This window comes from Streptomyces sp. NPDC056738 (assembly GCF_042790435.1).
GTDB lineage: Bacteria > Actinomycetota > Actinomycetes > Streptomycetales > Streptomycetaceae > Streptomyces.
Genome location: NZ_JBHTZF010000006.1, coordinates 36,674 through 57,923, shown reverse-complemented (window position 1 = coordinate 57,923; position 21,250 = coordinate 36,674). Strand labels below are relative to the sequence as shown.

At 71.1% G+C, this 21,250-nt stretch carries 15 protein-coding genes; 5 read left to right on the top strand and 10 right to left on the bottom strand.

Annotation, left to right across the window (positions count from 1 at the left end; genetic code table 11):
• The first annotated feature begins 302 nt into the window (after positions 1–302).
• From ACFRIC_RS17310 to ACFRIC_RS17295, 4 genes are all read left to right on the top strand, one after another.
• On the top strand, positions 303–2,372 hold the full coding sequence (locus ACFRIC_RS17310; RefSeq protein ID WP_382786119.1) for a prolyl oligopeptidase family serine peptidase: 2,070 nt from the start codon (positions 303–305) through the stop codon (positions 2,370–2,372).
• Positions 2,373–2,503: 131 nt separating this feature from the next.
• On the top strand, positions 2,504–3,301 hold the full coding sequence (locus tag ACFRIC_RS17305) for a hypothetical protein (protein ID WP_382786116.1): 798 nt from the start codon (positions 2,504–2,506) through the stop codon (positions 3,299–3,301).
• Between the two features lie 136 nt (positions 3,302–3,437).
• Positions 3,438–4,055, top strand: a complete 618-nt coding sequence (locus tag ACFRIC_RS17300) for an RNA polymerase sigma factor (RefSeq protein WP_382786114.1) — start codon at positions 3,438–3,440, stop codon at positions 4,053–4,055.
• Positions 4,048–5,034: a CU044_5270 family protein gene (locus ACFRIC_RS17295; RefSeq protein WP_382786111.1), complete on the top strand. Its 987-nt coding sequence runs from the start codon at positions 4,048–4,050 to the stop codon at positions 5,032–5,034. The genes ACFRIC_RS17300 and ACFRIC_RS17295 overlap by 8 nt, the downstream gene beginning before the upstream one ends.
• 131 nt (positions 5,035–5,165) lie before the next feature.
• Here the strand turns inward: ACFRIC_RS17295 and ACFRIC_RS17290 are convergent, their stop codons facing one another.
• From ACFRIC_RS17290 to ACFRIC_RS17255, 8 genes are all read right to left on the bottom strand, one after another.
• The gene (locus ACFRIC_RS17290) at positions 5,166–5,924 is read right to left on the bottom strand and encodes a hypothetical protein (RefSeq protein WP_382786108.1); all 759 of its coding nucleotides are present in this window, start codon (positions 5,922–5,924) and stop codon (positions 5,166–5,168) included.
• A gap of 135 nt (positions 5,925–6,059) precedes the next feature.
• Positions 6,060–6,893, bottom strand: a complete 834-nt coding sequence (locus tag ACFRIC_RS17285) for a serine hydrolase domain-containing protein (protein ID WP_382786106.1) — start codon at positions 6,891–6,893, stop codon at positions 6,060–6,062.
• 376 nt (positions 6,894–7,269) lie between these two features.
• A complete protein-coding gene (locus tag ACFRIC_RS17280; RefSeq protein WP_382786103.1) occupies positions 7,270–9,888 on the bottom strand; it encodes a glycoside hydrolase family 78 protein in 2,619 nt (872 codons plus the stop codon).
• Positions 9,881–11,116, bottom strand: a complete 1,236-nt coding sequence (locus ACFRIC_RS17275; protein ID WP_382786100.1) for a family 1 glycosylhydrolase — start codon at positions 11,114–11,116, stop codon at positions 9,881–9,883. Before ACFRIC_RS17275 ends, ACFRIC_RS17280 begins: the two co-directional genes overlap by 8 nt.
• 25 nt (positions 11,117–11,141) lie before the next feature.
• On the bottom strand, positions 11,142–12,125 hold the full coding sequence (locus tag ACFRIC_RS17270) for an ABC transporter ATP-binding protein (protein WP_382786097.1): 984 nt from the start codon (positions 12,123–12,125) through the stop codon (positions 11,142–11,144).
• Complete coding sequence (locus tag ACFRIC_RS17265) at positions 12,122–14,083, bottom strand: dipeptide/oligopeptide/nickel ABC transporter permease/ATP-binding protein (protein WP_382786093.1); 1,962 nt, start codon at positions 14,081–14,083, stop codon at positions 12,122–12,124. The genes ACFRIC_RS17270 and ACFRIC_RS17265 overlap by 4 nt, the downstream gene beginning before the upstream one ends.
• On the bottom strand, positions 14,080–15,021 hold the full coding sequence (locus tag ACFRIC_RS17260; protein ID WP_382786090.1) for an ABC transporter permease: 942 nt from the start codon (positions 15,019–15,021) through the stop codon (positions 14,080–14,082). Before ACFRIC_RS17260 ends, ACFRIC_RS17265 begins: the two co-directional genes overlap by 4 nt.
• A gap of 95 nt (positions 15,022–15,116) precedes the next feature.
• Positions 15,117–16,658, bottom strand: coding sequence for an ABC transporter substrate-binding protein (locus ACFRIC_RS17255; RefSeq protein WP_382786087.1), 1,542 nt, complete (start codon positions 16,656–16,658; stop codon positions 15,117–15,119).
• Positions 16,659–16,786: 128 nt separating this feature from the next.
• Here ACFRIC_RS17255 and ACFRIC_RS17250 point away from each other — a divergent pair, with 128 nt between their 5' ends.
• Positions 16,787–17,608, top strand: coding sequence for an IclR family transcriptional regulator (locus ACFRIC_RS17250; RefSeq protein WP_382786083.1), 822 nt, complete (start codon positions 16,787–16,789; stop codon positions 17,606–17,608).
• Here the strand turns inward: ACFRIC_RS17250 and ACFRIC_RS17245 are convergent.
• Both ACFRIC_RS17245 and ACFRIC_RS17240 read right to left on the bottom strand, forming a co-directional pair.
• On the bottom strand, positions 17,598–20,198 hold the full coding sequence (locus tag ACFRIC_RS17245) for a family 78 glycoside hydrolase catalytic domain (protein ID WP_382786080.1): 2,601 nt from the start codon (positions 20,196–20,198) through the stop codon (positions 17,598–17,600). The genes ACFRIC_RS17250 and ACFRIC_RS17245 overlap by 11 nt on opposite strands.
• Positions 20,195–21,157, bottom strand: coding sequence for an alpha/beta hydrolase (locus tag ACFRIC_RS17240; RefSeq protein WP_382786077.1), 963 nt, complete (start codon positions 21,155–21,157; stop codon positions 20,195–20,197). The genes ACFRIC_RS17245 and ACFRIC_RS17240 overlap by 4 nt, the downstream gene beginning before the upstream one ends.
• Positions 21,158–21,250 lie beyond the last annotated feature (93 nt).

The following is a 21,250-nucleotide window of genomic DNA, read 5'->3' as shown; positions in this document are numbered from 1 at the left end:
TGACTCCGGGCGCGTCTCCGGCTGGATCCGGGCACACCTTTCGCTCATGCGGCATGTGTGCGCGGCTTACGGCGGGCACCGCCGGGTCGGCGCAACGGGCACCGGGACCTCCTCCTACGACACCGTCCTCAATGGAGCTTTCCCCAGGGGTCGGTGACCGCACCCACCCACAGCCCCGCCCTCAGCAACCCAACGGCAGTCCACCGCAGCCCATGGCGATGCACGGCAATCCACCCCAGCCCAGGCGGTGGACCGCCCGCGCCACCTCCCCCCAACTCCCCCTCCCGTACTCGGAGTCACCCATGTCCACCGCGTCCCACCTGCCCTACGGCACCTGGCCGTCCCCGATCACCGCCGAAGCGGTCGCCGCCGCCTCCGGATCCACCTCGTGGCCCTCGGGGGCCGGCGAGGAGAACTGGTGGTGCGCCAACGACCCGGCCACCGCGACCGTACGGCTGCTGCGCAACGCCCCCGGCCACGAGGAGCCGGTCCCGGTGCTCGCCCCCGGTGTCTCCGTGCGCAACCGCTCCCTCGGCTACGGCGGCAAGCCGTACTGGGTACGCGCGGCGGACCCGGCCACGGGCAGCCACCTGCTGGTCTTCACCGACCACCGCGACCAACGCCTGTACCGAGCCGAGGTGTCCCGCCTCGGAGCCGCCGACGACAAGACGTTCCCCGTGCCCGTGCCGCTCACCCCGGCCGATCCGTCCGACCGGGAGACCTGCTGGGCCGACCCGGTGGCCGGCCCGGACGGGACCGAGGTGTGGTGCGTGCGGGAGACCACCCGCGCGGCCACCGGACCGCACGACGCCGACCCGGCACTCCGCACCGTGCGCGAGATCGTCGCCGTACCGCTGTCCGGTGCCGCCGCCGACGACCCCGGCGCGCTGCGCGTGGTGGCCCGCTCCCACCACTTCCTCTGCGGACACCGGATCTCCCCGGACGGCGGGCGGCTCGCCTGGATCGGCTGGGACCACCCCCATATGCCCTGGGACAGCTCGGAGTTGATGGTCGCCGAGCTGCACGACGGCGTCGCGGGTGAGCCCGTCCGGCTGCTCGGCGGCAGCCACGACGGCACCGAGGTCTCCGTGTCCCAGGCCGCGTGGGCGGGTCCCGACACCCTCTACGCCATGGCGGACCCGGACGGCTGGTGGAACCTCCACCGCGTCGACCTGGACCCCGACCGGCCGACACCCACCGCGATCACCAACACCAACGTCCTTCCCCTCCAGGAGGATTGCGCGGGCCCCGTCTGGCGCGTCGGCGCGAGCTGGTTCGCCGTGACGCCGTACGGAGTGGTGCTGCCGCACGGCAACGGCCCGCAGCGGCTGTCCCGTTGGGCGCCCGAGAGCGGCGAACTGACCGAACTCGCCGACGGCTGGACCAGCTTCCAGGGCGACCTCTGGTCGGACGGCGAACGGATCCTGGTCCGCGCCGCCGACCCGGCCCTCGGCTCCGCCCTGCTGTCGGTGCCGCTGGCCCCCGGTTCCGGTCCGGCCCGGCGTACCCGGCCCAAGTCCGAGGACCCGCTGGCCCCTTGGCAGCCCCGGCCCGAACGCCGTACCGTCCACGACGCGCAGGGCCGACCCGTCCACTTCGTGCTGCACCGGCCCACCCACCCCACCGCGACCGGACCCGAGGGCGAACTGCCGCCCCTGCTGGTGCAGGTCCACGGCGGCCCGACGAATTCCACCGGTGTCACCGCCGACCTGGAGTACTCCTTCTTCACCAGCCGCGGCTTCACCGTCGCGGACGTCGACTACGGCGGCTCCACCGGCTACGGCAGGGCCTACCGCGACCGGCTGCGCGGCCAGTGGGGAGTGGTGGACGTCGACGACTGCGTCACCGTCGCCCGCGCCCTGGCCGCCGAGGGGCTGGCGGATCCGGCCCGTACGGCCGTGCGTGGCGGTTCGGCCGGCGGCTGGACGACCCTGGCGTGCCTGGTCCACACCGACGTCTTCTGCGCGGGCACGGTCCTCTACCCGATCAGCGACCCGGCACGCTGGCGGGCCGAGCAGACCCACGACTTCGAGTCCCGTTACGTGGACACGCTTGTCGGCGTCCTCCCGCAGGACCGGGCCCTCTTCGACAAGATCTCACCCGCCGCGAACGCCGACCGCATCACCGTGCCACTGGTGATGCTCCAGGGCGCGGACGATTTCATCTGCCGCCCCGACCAGGCCACGTGCATCGTGGACAACCTGGCCGAACGCGGAGTGTGGCACCGCTTCCTGCTCTTCGAGGGCGAGGGCCACGGCTTCCGCAGAGCCGACAGCGTCCGCCGCTCCCTGCTGACCGAGGTAGCCCTCTACCGCGAAACCCTCGGCCCCCACATCGCCCCCGACGTCCCCGTGGACGCCGACACCTTGTGATCCGTGACGGCCGGGCGACGCCGTGTGCGTCCCCGGCCGGGTGGCCGGCCCCCGCAACCATGGTCAGCCGGGCGGCGTGTGATCCGGTGGGGCGGCTTTCGGCTGTTCCCGACCGGAGGGCGGGGGACCCGATGACACAGGAGCGGACCGGGGACACGACGGCGCGGACGACGCCGGGCACGAGGCGGACCAGGACCGTGCGGGGGCGCGTACTGCGCTGGGCGTTCCGCCTGGTCATGGCCGCCCTGATCCTGCTGCTCGCCCTGCGCACCTACGAGGAGACGGGCGTCGCGCACGCACAGTCGAACGGAACGCTGCACACGGCCGGGGCCACCATCACGGGGCTGACGTCCCACACGGTGAGTGGGAGAGACGGCGGGGGCCAGGACGGCGGCAGCGGCGAATGGAACGTCAGCACCACGTACACGATCGACCTGCGCATCGGTGACGGGACCAAGACGGTGAACGGCGTCCCGGACGATTCCGTGAACGACCTGCGGGAGGGGCAGCGGGTCCAGGCGGGCCTGTGGCACGGGCGGGTCGTGGAGATCGACGGGCGTGACGTGTGGCTCGGCTGGCACCCCGGAGGGTGGGACATGGCGCTGTTCCTGCTCTACCCGCTGATCGCGGGCTATCTGATCGCCCTCGCCCTGGCCGCGGCCGCGAACCTGGCCGGCCGCGACGGCCGGGCACGGCTGGAGCGGAAGGAACGGGGCGCACCCTGGGTGTTCGGGTTCCTCGTCGCGATGACGGCGAGCTTCGCGCTCATCGGGTGTGCGGCTTTCGGGAACACCACCGTGTACTGGCCCCTTGTTCCGCTCGCAGCCGGAACCGCCGCCGGGCTCGCGGCGCTGAGGCGAGTCCACCGGCGGCCCCGTGCCCCACGTCCCGAGGACGCACCCGGCGGCAGCACGCCGGCCCAGGCCTGACGGTCGGATCCCGGCCGCCAGGGAGGCCTGTTTTCGATACCCGAGGGGCTCGAGGGAACTCGCCGGGGGCGAGCGGTGAAGGAGGGATGAAAGCCCAAGCCTTCGAAGCACGTTCCCCAAGACGAGAGGAGCCCCGATGACCGTCGAACCAGGCGTCCGCACGGGGGCGGAGAGCGATGCCTCGGTGATTGCACGGTCCCGGGATGAGCCCGAAGCATTCGCCGCACTTTTCGACCGGTACGCGGATGACGTCCATCGCTACCTGGCCCGCAGGCTCGGCGGCGAGCCCGCGGACGACCTCGTGGCGGAGACCTTCACCACCGCCTTCCAGCAACGGCACCGGTACGACCCTTCGCGCGCCACGGGCGACGGCGCCCGCCCTTGGCTGTTCGGCATAGCGACCAATCTGGTCGCCCGGCACCGGCGGGCCGAGGGTCGTCGCTTCAAAGCCATGGCCCGGGTCCCGGCTCCGGCCGATCACGAGGAGCCACTGGCCGACCGTGCCGCGGCCCGGGTCGGGGCACAAGCCGTGGGCCGCGAACTGGCGGAGGCACTGGCCTCGCTGCCCGCACGGCACCGGGACGTGCTGCTGCTGGTGGCGTGGGGCGGTCTCGGCTACGAGGAGGTGGCCCAGGCCCTCGGCGTCCCCATCGGCACGGTCAGATCACGACTGCACCGGGCCCGCAACAAGGTGCGCGACGCGTTGGGCGGATCCGATCCGACGACACTGCGAGAGGTACCCGGCCATGACTGACGAACTCGAACTCCTGCGGGACTGGGACGCGGACACCGTCCCGCTCGCCGACCCGGTCCGGGCGAAGGCCCGCCACCAACTGCTCAACACGATCGCGCGTGCGCAGCAGCACCCCGGTCCGGCCCCCAGCCGACGGCACGCGTTCCGCCTCGCGACAGCCGCGGTGGTCGCGGTGGCGGTCACGGGAACAGCGGTGGTGATCACCGAACGCGGCGCGGACGATGGCGACCGCTCCGGCCGGACCGGCCGCGCCTCGGGCACAGCGAGCCCGAGGATGGAGAACGTCAATGCCGTGATCGTGCTGAACGGGGCGGCGGCGCAGACGGGCAGGGACGAGAGGCCTGTCGCTCCGCGCGACGACCAGTTCATCTACTCGAAGCGGATCATCAAGGAGACGGAACGCGGGACGGGCGCGGTCAAGACCTACGTGGACGTCAACTGGGACTCGGTGGACGGTTCCAAGCGCTCCTTGACCATGGAACTCGGCCGCGTGATCTGGGAGGAGCCCTTGAAGAACGGCGAGAGCGTGTGGCCGCCTCGGGAATGGAGGAAGCTGAAGAAGCTGCCCACCGATCCGGAGAAACTCATTCCGGCCATCGCCGGCAGCGGACGTTCCGACAGGTCGACGAGCGACTTCACCGAACAGGACTGGTTCGACGCCTACTTCATGCTCGGTGAGCTCCTGAAGTGGCCGGTCCTGCCCCAGGGGCTGCGTCCCGCCGCGTACAAGGCACTGGCCCTCGTGCCCGGTGTCGAGGCGATTCCCGGAGTGAAGGATTCCGCCGGGCGCACCGGTGTGGGGATTTCCTGCCCCAAGAGTCCCTTCGCGAAGGGCAAGTACCTCATCTTCGACCCGAAGTCCTATGCATTCCTGGGCTTCCGCGACGAACGGACCTCGGCGTCCGGCGACAAGACGTACATCCAACTGTCACACGTGGTGGAGTGGGCCGTCGTCGACCGGCTGAAGCAGCGGCCATAGCCGCACTGTCGCGTGCGAGCGCGGCCGTTGCCGATACGAAAGCGTGAAGGTGCCTTTCCGACCCCGGACTTCCAGGCCGGAAAGGCACTTTCCGCTCCGCCACCTGACTACGCGGACAGCCGGAACACGCCTCAAGGCGTACGGACACTCGCCACCTCTCGGGCGTTCTCCCAGTGCCGGTCGAAGTACGACTTGAAATACGCCGCGGCCTCGCTGTCTTCGATACGCATGCCCTGGACCCGGTCACCGACGGTGAATGCGAGGAACACCGCGCTCGTGTCCATGATGGCCATGCTCATGAGGTCGGCCTTGATGGGCCACGTCACCTCCCGGATGCTGTAGCTGCGCAGGTGGCGGGTCTGTTCTCGGTGCCGTGCCGTCCAGCCGGCATACCCTCTGGACGAGCCTAGGCAGAACAGGCGTCGTACGGAGCCGCCGTTGTGCGCCCAGTCGAGTACCGCCTGGAAGTAGTCCGAGAAGGCCGCGGACGACGCGCTGAAGTCGTCCGGGGTCTCCAGCCGCATGTACCAGGCGTCCATGTGGCTGGGGCAGCGGTTGACGAGGTAGTCGACCTCCGCTTTGTAGAAGGCCGCCGCGTCCGGATAGTGCTCTATACGTGACGAGTTCACCTGGTCGAAGTCCCGCCGCAGCAGTTGGACTTCGGCGCGGAGATCGGTCAGTTCCCGCCGGGACGAGGTGATGGGGACGAGCGCGCGGAGGATTGCGTAGACCGCCGTGAACAGGAACGGCATCTGCCAGGCGGCGGACAGTCCGAAGAGCGCGGCGGCCACCGATCCGCAGACGGCGACGAGACAAGCGATGGCCAGCCCCCGCTGATCCCAGCGCTCCAGCAAGTCGTCCGACCCCGACTCGGCCCGCGAACCAGCCATGCACACCTCACAGACCCTCGGCGCCACGTCCCTCCGGGGGTGAGCCCCGAAGAGCACAATTCCCTGTGTCTGGAGCGCTCAATCACGCCCCGCGAGCAGAGCACGAACACTGAGGTCGCCTTGCCCGTCCCGGCGTCAAGCTCGGGGCCCGATGAACCGTCTGAGCGTGTCCAGGGCGATTTTGTCCGTCACGGTGCTTCGGGCGGACAGGCGGTGGACAAGGATCCAGCCCTGCGGTGAGGCTCCCGCGAAGACGGACGCGCTGCCTGTCGCGCCGTTGTGCCACAGGAGGTTTCCCGCCTTCTGCCAGGCCGGTGCCGGTTCACCCAGTTTGCGGTCGACCAGCAGGTCGGTGAGGAGTCGGGCGGCGGCCCGGGGAGTGGCCCACAGGCCGCCGGCGGGGAGAATCGCGCCGTCCATGGTCCAGTCCCGGCGAGGTCGGCCGAACAGCCCCGTGCGGCACAGTCGTCTGCCGGACGGCGGATCGGTGGCGACATCGGCGATGCCGAGGGGGTCGAGGAGGTGGCGGTGCAGGAGTTCCTCGTACGGGGTGCTGGTTGCCGCGACCAGAGCCGCGCCCAGGAGCGCGTATCCGAGGTTGGAATACTCCTCGACCGTCCCCGCGGGAGCGGTGACCAGGGTGTCGAGGTTCCGTGCGACCGAGTCCAGTGCGCCGGCGTCGAACGCCACGTAGGGATCGCGCCCGCCGATGCCGGGAGGCAGGCGAGGAAGGCCCGAGGTGTGCTCGGCGAGTTGGCGCAGAGTGATCCCCGTGCCGCTCGGCGTCGACAGGAACAGCTCCAGCGGGTCGTCGAGGCTCAGGACGCCGTCGTCGGCCAAGGCGGTCAGGACGGTCGCGGTGAGCGCCTTGGTCAACGAACCGATCTGCACGAACAGATCGGGGTCGTGGCCGTGGGAGACCTGAGGTGCCTGAAAGCTGCTGAGTACGCAGGTGGGAACTCGGATCATGATGAGCGCATCATCGCGAGGGCCCGTATGTTGCGACCGGCAGATGTCAGGCGGTCTACTTCCCTCTCGTCCGCAACTGAGTGTCGACTCCGCAGAGATTCGTTCATCTGCGTATTCAACCGCCCGGCCCAGCCAGCGATGACACCACCCCGCGCGGCAAGCCGGCGGGGCCACTCCCCAACACCCTTACTGGCGAGGCCGTTCGAAACGCCGGCTAGAACCCTGCCGGGTCGTCATCCATCCCTTGCCGGTGCCAGGAGTCCGTCCGCTGCTCGCCCTGCGACGGAGGAGGCGGAGTCCGAAGCCGCCCATCGCGGCGCCGGTGTCGCCGGGACGACTGCCACCGTGGCGGCAGCCGAACCCGTGACCTTGTCCGTCAGTGGTCTCCTTCAGTGGCCAGTTCGTCGAGCGGGAACGGCGGGGACGGGTGCCATTCGCGGTCGGACGACGGGCCCGGGTGCGGGACCACGAAGTGGTGGCTGCCGCATTCGATCTCCTGGGGTTCGAGGCCCGGCAGGACGACCGTCGCCACCGACCCGGTCGGCACGGTGACGTCGACGCGGAGTTCACCCTCGGCTCGCTCCCACGCGACCTCGGCCAAGCCGTAGGGGGTGCGGTGCGCCGTGCGTGCCCACGCGATCCGTCCTCCGGGGCGGGGCTCGATCCGCAGGGACCGGTAGCCCGGCGCGTCGGGCGCGAGCCCGGCGACCACGCGATGCATCCAGTCGGCCACCGCGCCCAGGGCGTAGTGGTTGAACGACGTCATCTCCCCTGGGTTGACCGAACCGTCGGGGAGCATGGAGTCCCAGCGTTCCCAGATCGTGGTGGCCCCCATCGTCACCGGATACAGCCAGGAGGGGCACTCGGTCTGGAGCAGCATCTGGTACGCGTCGTCGATCGCTCCGGCGGAGGTGAGGGCGTCGCAGATCAGCGGGGTACCGAGGAAGCCCGTGGCCACCTTGTGGCCCTTCTCCCGCACCAGCCGGACCAGTTGCCGCGCCGCCCGCGCGCGTTGTCCGGCGTCGGGCAGCAGGGCGAACTCGAGTGCCAGGGCATAGCCGGTCTGCCCGGAGTCGGCGATCCGGCCGCCCTGGGTCACGTACTCGTCGTGGAACGCCTGCCGCACTCCGCTCGCGAGCTCGCCGTACTTGGCCGCGTCCGCTTCCTCGCCGATCACCGCCGCGATCCGTGACAGCAGGCCGGCGACGTGCGCGCGGTAGGCGGTGGCCACCAGGTGCGCGTCGGTCTCGGCCTGCCAGGGCGCGTCCGGGGGTGCCGCCGGGTCGAGCCAGTCGCCGAGCTGCAACGCCGGCTTGTCGAACAGGCCGGCCGGCCCCAGCGACGCGGTCAGGCCGTCGACCCAGGCCCGCATGCTCGGGTACTGGCGACGGAGCAGCCCCGCATCGCCGAACCGCTGGTGGAGCACCCAGGGGACGATCACCGCGGCGTCGCTCCAGCCGGCCGTCGCGGCCGGTTCCGCGAACGGGCCCGGGAAGTCGATCCGCGGCACGAACAGCGGGACGACGCCCTCCGGCGTCTGGTCCGCGGCGAGATCGGCCAGCCAGGAGGTGAGCAGGCCGGCGCAGTCGAAGAGGTAGGCGGCGGTGGGCGCGAAGACCTGCGTGTCGCCGGTCCAGCCCAGGCGCTCGTCACGTTGCGGACAGTCGGTGGGGACGTCGACGAAGTTGCCGCGCATCCCCCACACGACGTTCTCGTGCAGACGGTTGAGGAGGGGGTCGGAACACTCGAACCAGCCGGTCCGGCGCATGTCGGAGTGGTAGACGACCGCCGTCGCCTCCAGTGCGTCGTGGTCACCGCTCACCTCGGCGTAGCGAAAGCCGTGAAAGGTGAAGGAGGGCTCCCAGCTCTCGCCGCCGACGTCCCCGGCGAGCACGTACCGGTCCGTGGCCGTGGCCGTGCGCAGCGGTCGCACTCCGAGTTCGCCGCTCTCGAGGACCTCGGCATGGCGCAGGGTGACGGTCGCGCCGCGACGGCCGCGCACCCGGATGCGGAGTCGTCCCACCAGGTTCTGGCCGAAGTCGAGGACCGTACGGCCGGAGGGAGTGGTGATCGTGTCGACCGGAACGCGCTCCTCGACGGCCCGGACGGGCGGCCCCGAGGGAGCCACCAGGGTGGCGGGGTCGCGCTCACCGCGGTGCACACCGTCCCACTCGACGTCGTCGAATCCGGGAGATGACCAGCCGGGGATCGCCATCGTCGCGTCGTAGGTCTCGCCCTCGTAGAGATCCGCGGACCGGATCGGCCCGGTCGAGGAGCGCCAGCTCTCGTCGGTGGGGATGATCCGACGCCGGCCGTCGGCGTAGTCGATCTCGAGTTGGGCGAGCAGCCCCAGTGAACTGCCGTAGGTGTCCCGCCACTCGGGCACGAACCCGACCCGGCCTCGCCACCAGCCGTCGGCGACCTGCACCCCGATCGCGTTCTCACCGGCGCGCACCTGCCCGGTGACGTCGTAGGTCTGGTAGCGCAACCGGTGGTGGTAGCTGGTCCACCCCGGGGCGAGGGCGTCGTCGCCGACCCGCTCGCCGTTGAGTTCGGCCACGTACAGCCCGTGCGCCGTGATGTAGAGGCGGGCGCGGGCGATCTCGCCGTCGGTGACGAAGGAGCGTCGCAGGAGCGATGCCGGCCCTCGCTCGTCCCCGGCCGGCTCGATCAGCGTGGCCTTCCAGTCGGCGGCGTCGAGACCGCGTTCCACGCTGACCGCGTCGCTCCAGTCGGAGACCTCGCCGTCGGTGCCGACGACGCGGACCCGGACCTCGCGCGCCTCGCGGGACGCCAGCGGCCTCGTGGGCCACGGCACCAGCACGGAGTCGGCCGAATCCACGTGGAAGAACTCGTCGCCGACGGTCAGTTCGTAGGCGGCCTGTCGGCGTCCCCGCTGCCGACTCGCGACCTGCCAGGAGAGCCGCGGGCGGTCTTCCCCGATGCCGAGCGGATCGTCGCGATGTTCGAAGCGGACGGCGGACACCTCATCCACGGCGCAGCTCCGCGACCAGGTCGCCGTAGCGGCCCGCGCTCGGTTTCGGTGTGCGCTCGAAGGTGACGGGGTCGACGCTGTGCAGCCCGAACTTGGGCCTGAAGCCGAAGATCCACTCGAAGTTGTCCATGAGCGTCCAGTGGAAGTAGCCGAGCACGGGGACGCCGCGGTCCATCGCCTGCTGGAGACCTGCCAGCGACGGCTCGATGAAACCGGCGCGCTTCGAGTCGTCGTCCGCCTGCATGCCGTGCTCGGTGACCAGGACCGGCACGCCGCTCACCGCGTGGGCGTATTCCGCGCAGCTCCCGAGCGACGCCGGGTCGGTGCGGTTCATCACCCCGCCCTCGGCGGGTGTGCCGTCGGGGTTCACCGCACGCTTCGCGTCGTAGTAATGCCGCTCGTAGTTCTGGACGCCGATGAAGTCGTCCTCGCGAGCGAGCTCGAGCCAGGGCTGATAAACCTCGGCGCGCTTGCGGTCCCGCAGGGCGGGGTCCGGGCCGTGGACGAGGTCGTCGACGATCGCGATCGACAGGCCGACGGGAAGATCCGCGCGACGCGCCTTGATCGCCGCGCGAGCCGCACGGTGCCCGGCCTCCTGGCCCGCGAGCAGGGCGCCGGCCTCCTCGGCGAGCGTGATGTTGGTGAGCCGGTAGCGCTCGACGCCGGCCGCCCGGGTGCAGGCCTCCAGCGTCGCCCGCTCGAGGTCCCTGACGAAGTCCGGCAGCCCGGCCCAGGCCAGCATCGGCGGCAGGTTGGGTTCGTTCATGGTCACCGCCACCGCGATCCGGTCGCCGAAGGCCGTCATGATCCGATCGCAGAAGCGCGCGAACCGCTCCGGGGCCTCGGCGTCGAGCCATCCGCCGCGCGCGGCGAACCAGTGCGGGGCGACGAAGTGGTGGAACGTGACGACCGGTGCCAGACCCCGCGCGACGCAGTGGTCGACGATCGCCTCGTAGTGGGCAAGGGCCGCGGCGGAGAACTCGCCTTCGACGGGCTCGACGCGCGCCCATTCGACGGAGAAGCGGTAGGCGTTGAGGTTCAGGGCGGCGGCCAGGTCGACATCCTCGCGCCAGCGTTCCCAGCCGTCGCACGCCTTGCCCGACCGCTCCTTGAAGACGGTCGGTGTCACGTTCTCGGCGAACCAGCAGTCACTGGACACGTTGTCGCCCTCGGTCTGATGGCCGGCACTGGCCACTCCCCAGAGGAAGCCGGCGGGGAACTGGTGCATGGGATCTCCGTAAGGGGTGCGAGGGTCAGTGGGTGGCACGGAGCGCGGCGACCTCGTCGAGGCGATGGCAGGCCGCGGAGGTGTCACCGGTGCCGGTGAGAGGGGGCCGTTCGGTGCGGCAGAGATCCCCCGCGAGCGGGCACCGGTGCACGAACGGACAGCCCGTCGGTGCGGCCGCCGCCGTCCCGGCCGCGCCGATGCCCAGCGCTTCGCGCGCGGCGCGGCGGTGCGCCTGCTCGGCTGGATGGGGCACGGGAGCCGCCGCGGTCAGCGCGACGGTGTAGGGGTGGCGCGGGTCCTGCGTCACCGACTCGACATCTCCCTGCTCCATCACCTGGCCGCGGTAGAGCACGACGACCCGCTGGGAGAGGAACCGGACGACACCCAAGTCGTGCGCGATGAAGAGCAGGGCGAGTTGCCGTCGGTCACGCAGATCGGCCAGCAGGTTCAGCACCTGCGCCTGGGTCGAGAGATCGAGCGCGCTGACCGGCTCGTCGAGCACGATCACCTTCGGGTCGCAGACCAGGGCACGGGCGATCGCCACGCGTTGACGCTGACCGCCGGAGAGCTGCGACGGAGAGCGGTCGATCGCGTCGCCCGGCAGACCGACCGCCTCGAGCGCCTCCTTGGCCCGCTGCCACTGCTCCGGCTTCGGGACACGCAGCACCCGGAGCGGCTCGACCAGGGTCCGGCCGATGCTCTGGGCCGGGTTGAGCGAGGAGTAGGGGTCCTGGAAGACCACCCGCAGGTCGATCGCGCTGACCCGCCGCTGTCGCAGCGAGGCCGTGGTGATGTCCGTCCCGTTCAGCGTGATCGACCCGGAACTCGCCGCCTGGAGTCCCAGGATCGCCTTGCCGATGGTCGACTTGCCGGAGCCGGACTCACCGACGAGACCGAGGGTCTCGCCCGGCGCGATGTCGAAGCTGACCCCGTCGACGGCGGGGGGCGTCCTGCGACGACGTCCGTAGTGGACGACGAGATCCCGCACGCGGAGGGCTGACTGGTTCATCGGACGACTCCGGATTCGTTCGGCGTGGCCGTGCTCGGCGCCAGGGTCAGCGGATGGATGCAGCGCGCGGTACCCGCGCCGTGCGCCGGCGCCGCCGCGATCGGCTCGTGACACTCGGGGGTGACCAGGGGACACCGGCTCGCGAACCGGCAGCCGGCGGGCCAGTCCTTCGGCGCCGGCACCGTGCCGCGGATCGAGGGCAGCCGGTCCGGGACCGCCTCGCCCCGCGGGATGTGGGGGTTCGCGCTCAGCAACGCGCTCGTGTAGGGATGCGCGGCCCGGTCCAGGACCGCGGTCACGGTCCCGGACTCGACCACTTGACCGGCGTACATGACGGCGACGTCGTTGCACAGGTCGGCCACCACACCGAGGTCGTGACTGACCAGAACGACCGACAGGCCGGTGCTGCGCACGAGCGAGCGCAGCAGGCTGAGTATCTCCGCCTGCACGGTCACGTCCAGGGCGGTGGTCGGCTCGTCGGCGATCAGGAGCTTCGGCGAGCCGGTGAGCGCGAGGGCGATGCAGACGCGCTGGGCCATGCCGCCCGACAGCGTGTGAGGGTGGCTGCGCAGGACGCGCTCGGGGTCGACGATGCCGACCTGGGCGAGCAGGTCCAGTGCGACGCGGCGGGCCTCGTCGCGGCCGACCTGGCGCAAGCGGCGGATGGGCCGGGTGAGTTGATGGCCGATGGAGAACATCGGGTCGAGCGCGACCATCGGCTCCTGTGAGATGAGCGCGATGTCCCGCCCGCGGACGGCCTCGTACTGCTTGTCGGAGAGCCCGACCAGATCCCGGCCCTCGAAGAGGATGGAGCCGGCGCCGACCTCGACGCCGTCGGGCAGCAGTCCGATCAGCGACCGCGCGGTCATCGTCTTGCCGCACCCGGACTCGCCGACCAGGCCGAGCACGGTGCCGGGCCGGACCAACACCGAGACACCGGTGACCAGTTCCGTGCCCTCCACGACCTTGACGTGCAGATCGCGCACCTCGAGCAGGGCTCCGTCGGTCCGAGGAGATGCCTCGTCCGCGGCCGAGGCCGCTGCCACGGACCGACCCGTTCGTCGCACGGGGCGGCGGGCGGGGGCGGTCCGCTTCCGCTCACCGGCCAGGGCGTCGGCGATCTGGTTGGCCGCGACCACGGTCAGTGCGAGCACGACGCCGGTGGGAACCATCATCCAGGCGTCGTCGTAGATGTGCTGCTGAGCGTCGCCGATGAGACCGCCCCAGCTCGGCGCCGGTATCGCCGGTCCGTAGCCCATGAAGGCCAGGCCGGCCTCGATCAGGATGCCGAGCGCGAAGAGCTGCGCCGCCTGGACGGCGATCGTGGTCGCCATGCCGGGCAGCACGTGACGCACGTTCACCAGGAGGGAGCCGACGCCGTTCACCTTCGCCGCGTCGACGTAGAGGCGGGTGCGCAGCGACTGGGCGAGAGCGAGCAGGATCCGGTACACCGGCGCCGCGAGCAGAAGGCCGAGCACGGCCATGATGGCCCAGACATGGACCCCCACCGCGCCGACGAAGGCGAGCAGGATCACGGTGGTCGGCAGTGCCAGGAGCAGCTCGGCGACGCGGCTGAAGGTCCCCTCGATCCTGCGATCGTGCTCGGCCGCGAGCAACGCCATCGGCACGCCGACACAGAAGGCGACCGCCACGGCCAGCAGCGCCGGGCCGATCGAGATCCAGCCACCGGTGACGATCCGGGAGAAGATGTCGCGGCCCAGTTCGTCGGTGCCGAGCCAGTGCCTGCCGGAAGGACCCGTCAGGGCGTGGGCGGCGTCTTGCGCGCCGACAGGGAACGGCACCCACCAGCGCGCGGTCGCCGAGGCGATCACGATCGCGGCCAGCCACGCGCTCGCGAGCACGGTGACGGGGCGGCGCAGGGGGGCCGGCAGTCGGCGCCGGCCGGACGTCGGTTCGGACGCCGCGGGCACCTGGACGGTTTCGGTGAAGGCGTTCACGCGGCACGAACCTTCGGGTCGAGGGCGGCGAGGACGAGGTCGAGGACCAGATTGGTGAGGACCACGACCACGGTGGCGATGACGACGACGCCCTGGACGGCGGGGAAGTCGTGGGTGTTGATCGCGCCCTGGGCGGCCTGGCCGAGACCGGGCAGCGCGAAGAGCTGCTCGATGATGACCGAGCCGCCGAACAGGGCGATGAACTGGATGCCGATCACCGACACCACCGGCGCACCGGCGAAGCGGAGGGCGTGCAGGTAGCGGATCCGCCAGACCGGCGTGCCGAGGGCTCGCAGGGTGCGGATGTGCTCCTGCTGCAGCGCGTCGGCCATGCCGGCCCTGGTCGTGCGGGCGATGATCGCCGCTCCGGTCAGCCCCAGCGCGAGCACCGGGAGAACCAGGCTCCGGACGTACTGCGCCGGCGAGGCCGTGAACCCGACGTAGCCGGTGGCGGGCAGCAGATGGGCCTTCACCGAGAGCACGTACACCAGCAGGATGCCGAGCCAGAACTGCGGCAGGGAGAGCATGATTCCGCTGGTCACGGTGATCAGGCGATCGATTCTGCCCCGGCGCACCGCCGCCACGACTCCGGCCAGGATTCCCAGGACCGCGCTGAACAGGGTCGCGAGGACCGCCGTCGAAGCGGTGACCGGTACGCGCTGCATCAGGTCCGGCCAGATGTCGTGACCGTCGATCAGCGAGACCCCGAGGTCGCTGCGGACGGCGTGTCCGAGCCAGCTCGCGTACTGGGCGACGAGCGGGCGGTCCCAGCCGAGCCGGGCGTTCTCCGCCGCGATCTGGGCCCTGGTCGCCCCCTCCCCGGCGGTGATGGCTCCTGGGCTGCCGCCGGAGGCGTGCACCAGGAGGAAGCTCAGGGCGGACGCCACCAGGACGGTGACGACACCGAGCCCGATACGACGGGCGACATAGGTGAACATGACATGGGGTCCTTTCCGGGATCACGGCACCGGGCACGCCGTCCCGTCGGCCGGCCGACGGTCATGAGGACCTCCGGCCGACCGCGGGGGAACGGTCAGGCGGCCGGCTTGAAGGAGCTCAGCAGCGGGTAGCCGTCGGTGCCGGGGTAGTTCGGCGCCTTGAGCGTCTTGGCGTCGTAGCCGACGTACGCGTACTGCTCGGCGACCGGGATCAGCCAGCCCTCGTCGATCAGCGCGCCGTTCAGCTTCTTCAGCGCGGCGGGGTGGTCCGCGCCGGATGCGTTCGACGCCGCCCCGAGCGCGGCCCCGATCACCGGGTCCTGAGCCTTGTGCGGGTTGGCGAAGCCGCCCACGAGAACCCCTGCGGTGACGCCGATCTCGTTGCTCATCGTCAGCGGGAGGAAGCCGAGCGGCTGGGTGTTGACCGCGGCGAAGAGCTGTCCGGTCGAGGTGGTGACGTCGATCTTCATGTCGACGCCGATCGCCTTGAACTGGTTCTGCAGGAACTCCAGCGCGGCCTGATTCGTCGGGCTGGCGGTGATCTTGAACGAGAACCCGTTCGGGTAACCGGCCTTCGTCAGCGTCCGCTTCGCCTCGGCGACGTCGTAGGCGTACCGCGTGTTCAGCGTGGGGTCGTAGCCGGGGGAGGACTTGGGGAAGGCGTTGACCGTCGGCTCGGCGCCCTTGGCCACGGTCTTGACGAAGGCGGCCCGGTCGATCGCGTAGCTCAGTGCGCGGCGGACGTCCTTGTCGGCGAACGGCTTCGAGCTGACCCCGGTCTTGTCGAAGACCAGCAGGTCCAGCATCGTGCCGCCGTTCCTGGCCAGCGAGACGCCGTTGGACGCCGCCGTCTGCTTCGTGGACGTGTCGAGGAGCGACGCGTCGCTCTGGCCGGAGATCTGCGCGTTCAGACGGGCGTTCTTGTCAAGGTAGGGCTTGTAGACGATCGTCTGGAACGGGTAGGTGGCCTTGTCCGTGCCGGGCTGGCGGCTCATCGTGTAGCTGCTGCCCTTGACCGCGGTGCGCATCTTGTACGGCCCCGAGCCGTCCGGGCCCCGGTTGAGCAGGCTGGGGTCGCTGATCGCCTTCGCTCCGACGATCGCCCCGGGGACGCCCGCGAGGTTCGTCTGGAACGACCCCTGCGCGGTGGGGAAGGTGAGCACCACGGTGTCCGCGCTCGCGGCCTTGACGCCCTTGATCTCCGTCGAGCCGCCCTTGGCGAAGCCGGAGTAGGCCTGGAGCTTGGAGTTGCCGCGACGGTCGAGGTTCGCCTTGACGAGCTGGGCGGTGAGCTTGGAGCCGTCGGTGAAGGTGACACCGGACTTGAGCTTCAGCGTCATCTGCGTCTTGGCCTTGTTGTAGCTGAAGCTCGAGACGAGTTCGGGGACGGGCTGACCGTCGGCGCCCTCCGCGAAGAGCGACTGGTAGGCCGACTCGTAGAAGAGTCGCTGGCCACCGCCGTAGAGCAGGGGGTCGTAGCCCTGCGGTGCCGGGTCGGAGTCGTAGCCGATGGTGAGTGTGGTGCCCGAAGAGCGATCAGCGCTGTTCGTCGAAGAGCCGCACGCCGCCAGAGAGACGGTGGCTACCGCCAGAGCCAGCGTGCTGACTCCCAGACGCTTGAAGGTGAAGCCGGTCATCGAAGCCTCTCGGTTGTCCGGGTCGGGGCCTTGGCCCGACTTGGGGAGAACAATGAGTGGCGCCAGTCACACAAGTCAGCAATGATTGCCATTGATTGAAACGCGCGCTTAACCGGAAGGTGCTATTTGTGAGCGAAACGGCCGCCGCCCCGACCCGACGCCGGGGCAAGCGCCCACCGCAGGGGGAACCCGTCATCGACCGGGCGCTGTCGCTGCTCGACGCGTTCGACGCGACACGGCGGCATCTGACGTTGCGTGAGCTGAGCGTGCGTACCTCCATTCCGGTCAGCACGACGTTGCGGCTGGCCGGCCGGCTGCTCGACTGGGGCGCTCTCGAACGCGACGAAGCCGGCCGGTACTCGATCGGCCTGCGGCTGCTGGAGGTCGCCTCGCTCGCCCCGCGCGGACACGGTCTGCGCCAGACGGCTCTGCCCTTCATGAGCGACCTGGGAGCGGTCACCCATCAGCACGTGCAGCTCGCGGTCCGCGACGGTCTCGAGGCGACCCTGGTCGAGCGTCTCTCGGCGCACAGAGCGGTCGAGGTCCGGTATCGGGTCGGCGGCAAGATGCCCCTCCACGCGACCGGCATGGGGCTGGCGCTCCTCGCCTTCGCACCGGCCGAGGTGCAGGACGAACTGCTCGCACGGCCGCTGCACAGCGAGCCGGACAAGGTACTCATTCCCGCCGCGGCGATGCGGCGCACGCTCGCCGAAGTGCGCAGGGAGCGGGTGGCCATCTTCCGTCGCACCGAGCTGGAGACGCTGGTGGCGGTGGCGGCACCGGTCTTCGACGAACGCGACGAGGCGGTCGCCGCGATCGGCGTGCTGCTCCCCGAACGCGAGGCGCAGCCACGCCGGCTCACCTACGCGGTGAGGATCGCCGCGCAGGGCATCTCGCGCGCCCTCGGCGCCCCCAGCGCGGCCTTGCCGCCGGCCGCTCTCAAGACGTGAAGGTGTGCCGGCCGGGTCCGACCACCTCCCCTCCGCCGCTCGGCATGACGACCTCGGCGGTCGTGCCCGGGGGCACGACGACCTCGAGAAGCAGCCGGTCGCCTCTGAGCCGCCACGCCGACTCGATGCGTCCATGGGGCGACTCGAGCGCGGCGGAGGCCGCGGTGAGACCGCCGCCGGGAAGCGGGGCCACCCGGAAGCGGCGGTAGGCCGGATCGAGGGGCCGCAGCCCCGCGGTGTGACGGTGGAGGAAGCTGATCACCGCCCCCTTCGAGTAGTGGTTGAGCGACTCGTGGGGCGTGCCGTCGTCCGAGACCCCGTTCCAGCGCTCCCAGATCGTGGTCGCACCCCGATCGATCATGTGCAGCCAGGACGGCGGACCGTCCTGGAACAGGAGCTCGTAGGCGAGTTCCGCCTCGCCGTGTTCGGCCAGCACCGGCAGGAGGAAGGGCGTCGCCAGGAAGCCGGTGCCGACACGGGTGCCCGCGGCCCGGACGAGGCCGACGAGCTGCGCCACGGCGTTCGGAACGGCCTCCCGCGGGATGAGCCCGAAGGTCAGCGCCCGCGCGAGGGTGGCCTGTGTGGCCGGGCGCACCGTGCCGTCGGCGGCGAGGAATTCGGTGCGCCAGGCGGCGGTGACGCGGTCGGCGAGCTCGGCGTAGCGCGCCGACTCCTCCGGCTTGTCGAGCACCCCGGCGATACGGGCCATCAGCCCCGCCGAATGCGCGAAGTACGCCGTCGCGACATCGCTCTTGTCGGCGGCGACGAAAGCGCCGAAGTCGTCGACCTCGTCGCCCGGCTCCAGCCACTCACCCCAGTGGAAGCCCGTGTCCCACAGATGGCGCTCGTGCGCCGCGACCGGGCCGGTGCGGCCGGGGTGCCGGCCTTCGGCGGCCATCCGCTCGGCACGGCCGACCCAGCGCACCATCTTCGGCCACAGATCGGCCAGGATCCGCTCGTCGCCGTACGCGCGGTAGAGCTCCCAGGGCACGATGACGACGGCGTCACCCCACCCGGCCGAACCCTGCAAGGACGCGGTGGGACCGTGCGGGCCCTCCGCCGGGCCGTGCGGCGAGATGTTGGCGATCGTGCCGTCGGGCCATTGCTCGATCGCGACGTCGCCCAGCCATTTGGCCGAGAATCCGGCGACGTCGTACAGGAAAGCGGCCGTCGGCGCGTAGACCTGCCAGTCGCCGGTCCACCCCGCCCGCTCCCGGTGGGGGCAGTCGGTGGGGATGTCGCAGGCGTTGTCGCGGAAGCTCCACACGGCGGCCTCGTGGAGCCGGTTGATCCGCTCGTCGCTGCATGAGAACCATCCCGTGCGGCGCAGATCGCTGTGCACCACGACACCGGTGACGTCCTCCGGCGTCAGATCGTCGGGATGCCCCTCGACGGTGACGTACCGGAAGCCGTGGGTCGTGTGCCGCGGCTCGAACACGTCACCGGGCCGGCCGGCGGAGAGGACGCGGTCCACCTGCCCGGCGGGAAGCGGCGCGGGCAGGAACGGCACCGCGGGTCTGAGGTGGTCGGTGGTGAGATCGCCGTTCGGATCGAGGGCCTCACCGTGGACGAGCGTCACCTCGCCGCCCGCCGGGCCGAGGTCGCTCAGCCGGACCCAGCCGTTGATGTTCTGGCCCAGGTCGACCAGTTGACGGTCGTCGCCGCGTCGTACCACCGACCTCGGACGTAGCTCCTCGATGCGACGCGTCGGTGGCGCCGGCGACCAGAACAGCGTGTCGTACCCAAGTGCGGCCGGCTCCACCGGGCGCCATCCCGCCGCGTCGGTGGCAAGCCGGTCGTCGGACACACCGTCGATCAGGTCGGCGCGGACGAGGCTCGACCGCCGGGACTCCCAGCCCGCGTCGGTGCCGAACACCTCGGTGGTGCCGTCGGAGTACTCCACGTGCAACTGCGCGAGGAACGCGGTGCGTTCGCCCCACTGATCGACCGCGCGGAAGATCCCGACCTGGCCGCGGAACCAGCCGTCGCTGAGCAGCGCCGTCCAGGAGACCGACCCCGGCCGGAGCAGCGGAGCGACGTCGTAGACCTGAACCGGCACCCGCGCGGAGTAGTGCGTGTACCCAGGGGTCAGCTCCAGATCGCCGACCCGGACCCCGTCGAGGAACGTCTCGTAGAGACCGTGCGCCGTCGCGTAGAGCCGGGCGCGGCGTACGGGCTGCCGGACGGCCAGGCGACCGCGCAGTTCGTACGCGGGGCGCGGGGCCTGCGGGAGCGGGTCCGGCTCGACCGGCCGGATCCACGCAGCGGTCCAGTCCCCGGTGTCGAGCAGGCCCGTCTCGAAGCTCGCCGCGGCCGACCACCCGGACTCCCCTCGATCGGTCCGCACCCGCACCCGCCAGCTCACCGGCTGCGCCGACCCGAGCGGCTCGAACGGCCATGCCTCCAGGACGGTCCCCGTGGACTCGACCCAGTCCGAGTCGTGTGCCACGCCACCGAACTCCGCTCGGATCCGGTACGCGGTCTGGGTGCGCGTGCCCCCAGGGAGCCGCCACGACAGCCGGGGCGCGGGCTCGCCGAGCCCGAGCGGGCAACCGAGATGCTCGACGGCCAGGGCGGTCGGCGCGCTCATGCGCCGGGCTGCACGGGCCGGCCGACCGTGCCCGCGATCAGGTCCAGCGCGGCTGCGGTCGGCCCCAAGGTGGCCGGGAGATTGAGGTAGCCGTGCATCATCGACCGCACCATCACCTGCCGCACGTCCACGCCGGCGGCCGCGAGCGCGGCCGTGAAGGCCTCGCCGGAGACCCTCAGGTCGTCGTACTCGGCGTTGAGCACCAGCGTCGGGCACATCCCCCGCAGGTCGGCCAGGATCGGGAACGCGTATCCGTCGGCCTTGCTGAGCGGACCACCGAGATAGTTGTGATTGAAGAAGCCGTGCGTCTCCGGTGGGAAGTGGAGCACTTCGGGCACGTGGCTCATCAGCTCGGTGTGCTCGGGACTCAGCGGCGGGAGCACCGCGTGGGCGACGCCGTAGGCGAAGATCAGGTGGGCGGGGGGCCGTTGGTCCTCGTCGCGCACCTTCAAGGCGGCTCCCGCGGCGAGGTTGGCACCGGCGCTGGCCCCGCCGACCGAGATCCACGCGGGGTCGACACCCAGCTCGGCCGCGTTCTCGCGGACCCAGCGCACCGCGGCCACGACGTCGTCGTGGGGCACCGGGTAGTGCACGCCGTTTTGGCACAGCCTGTAGTCGACCGAGACCACGACCGCGTCGGCACGTCGCGCCACTTCCCGCGAGGTCCAGTCCGCCTCGGGCATGTCCAGGTCGCCCATCATGAAGGCGCCGCCGTGCATCCACACCAGAGCGGGCCGTTCGGCCGCTCCCGGGCGCTCGCCGTAGATCCGTACCGGTACCGGGCCGTGCGGTCCGGGCGCCTGGGCCGTGCGAACCGCGACGTCGGGGACTTCGTAATCGGGCCAGGACTCGAACGCGACCCGCCGCTCGGCGTACTGGGGGTCCTCGAAGAAGGCCTGCATGCTGGGAACGCCCTCGATGTGCGCGAAGCGCCGGAGGGTCTCGGGATGAATCGGCATGCGTCGCAGCGTCGCGGTCGCGCTGATCCACGTCACCCGGCCGCTCCATTGAATGGAACCTCAAGCCCGACTGCGCAGGGAACCTCAGAAGCG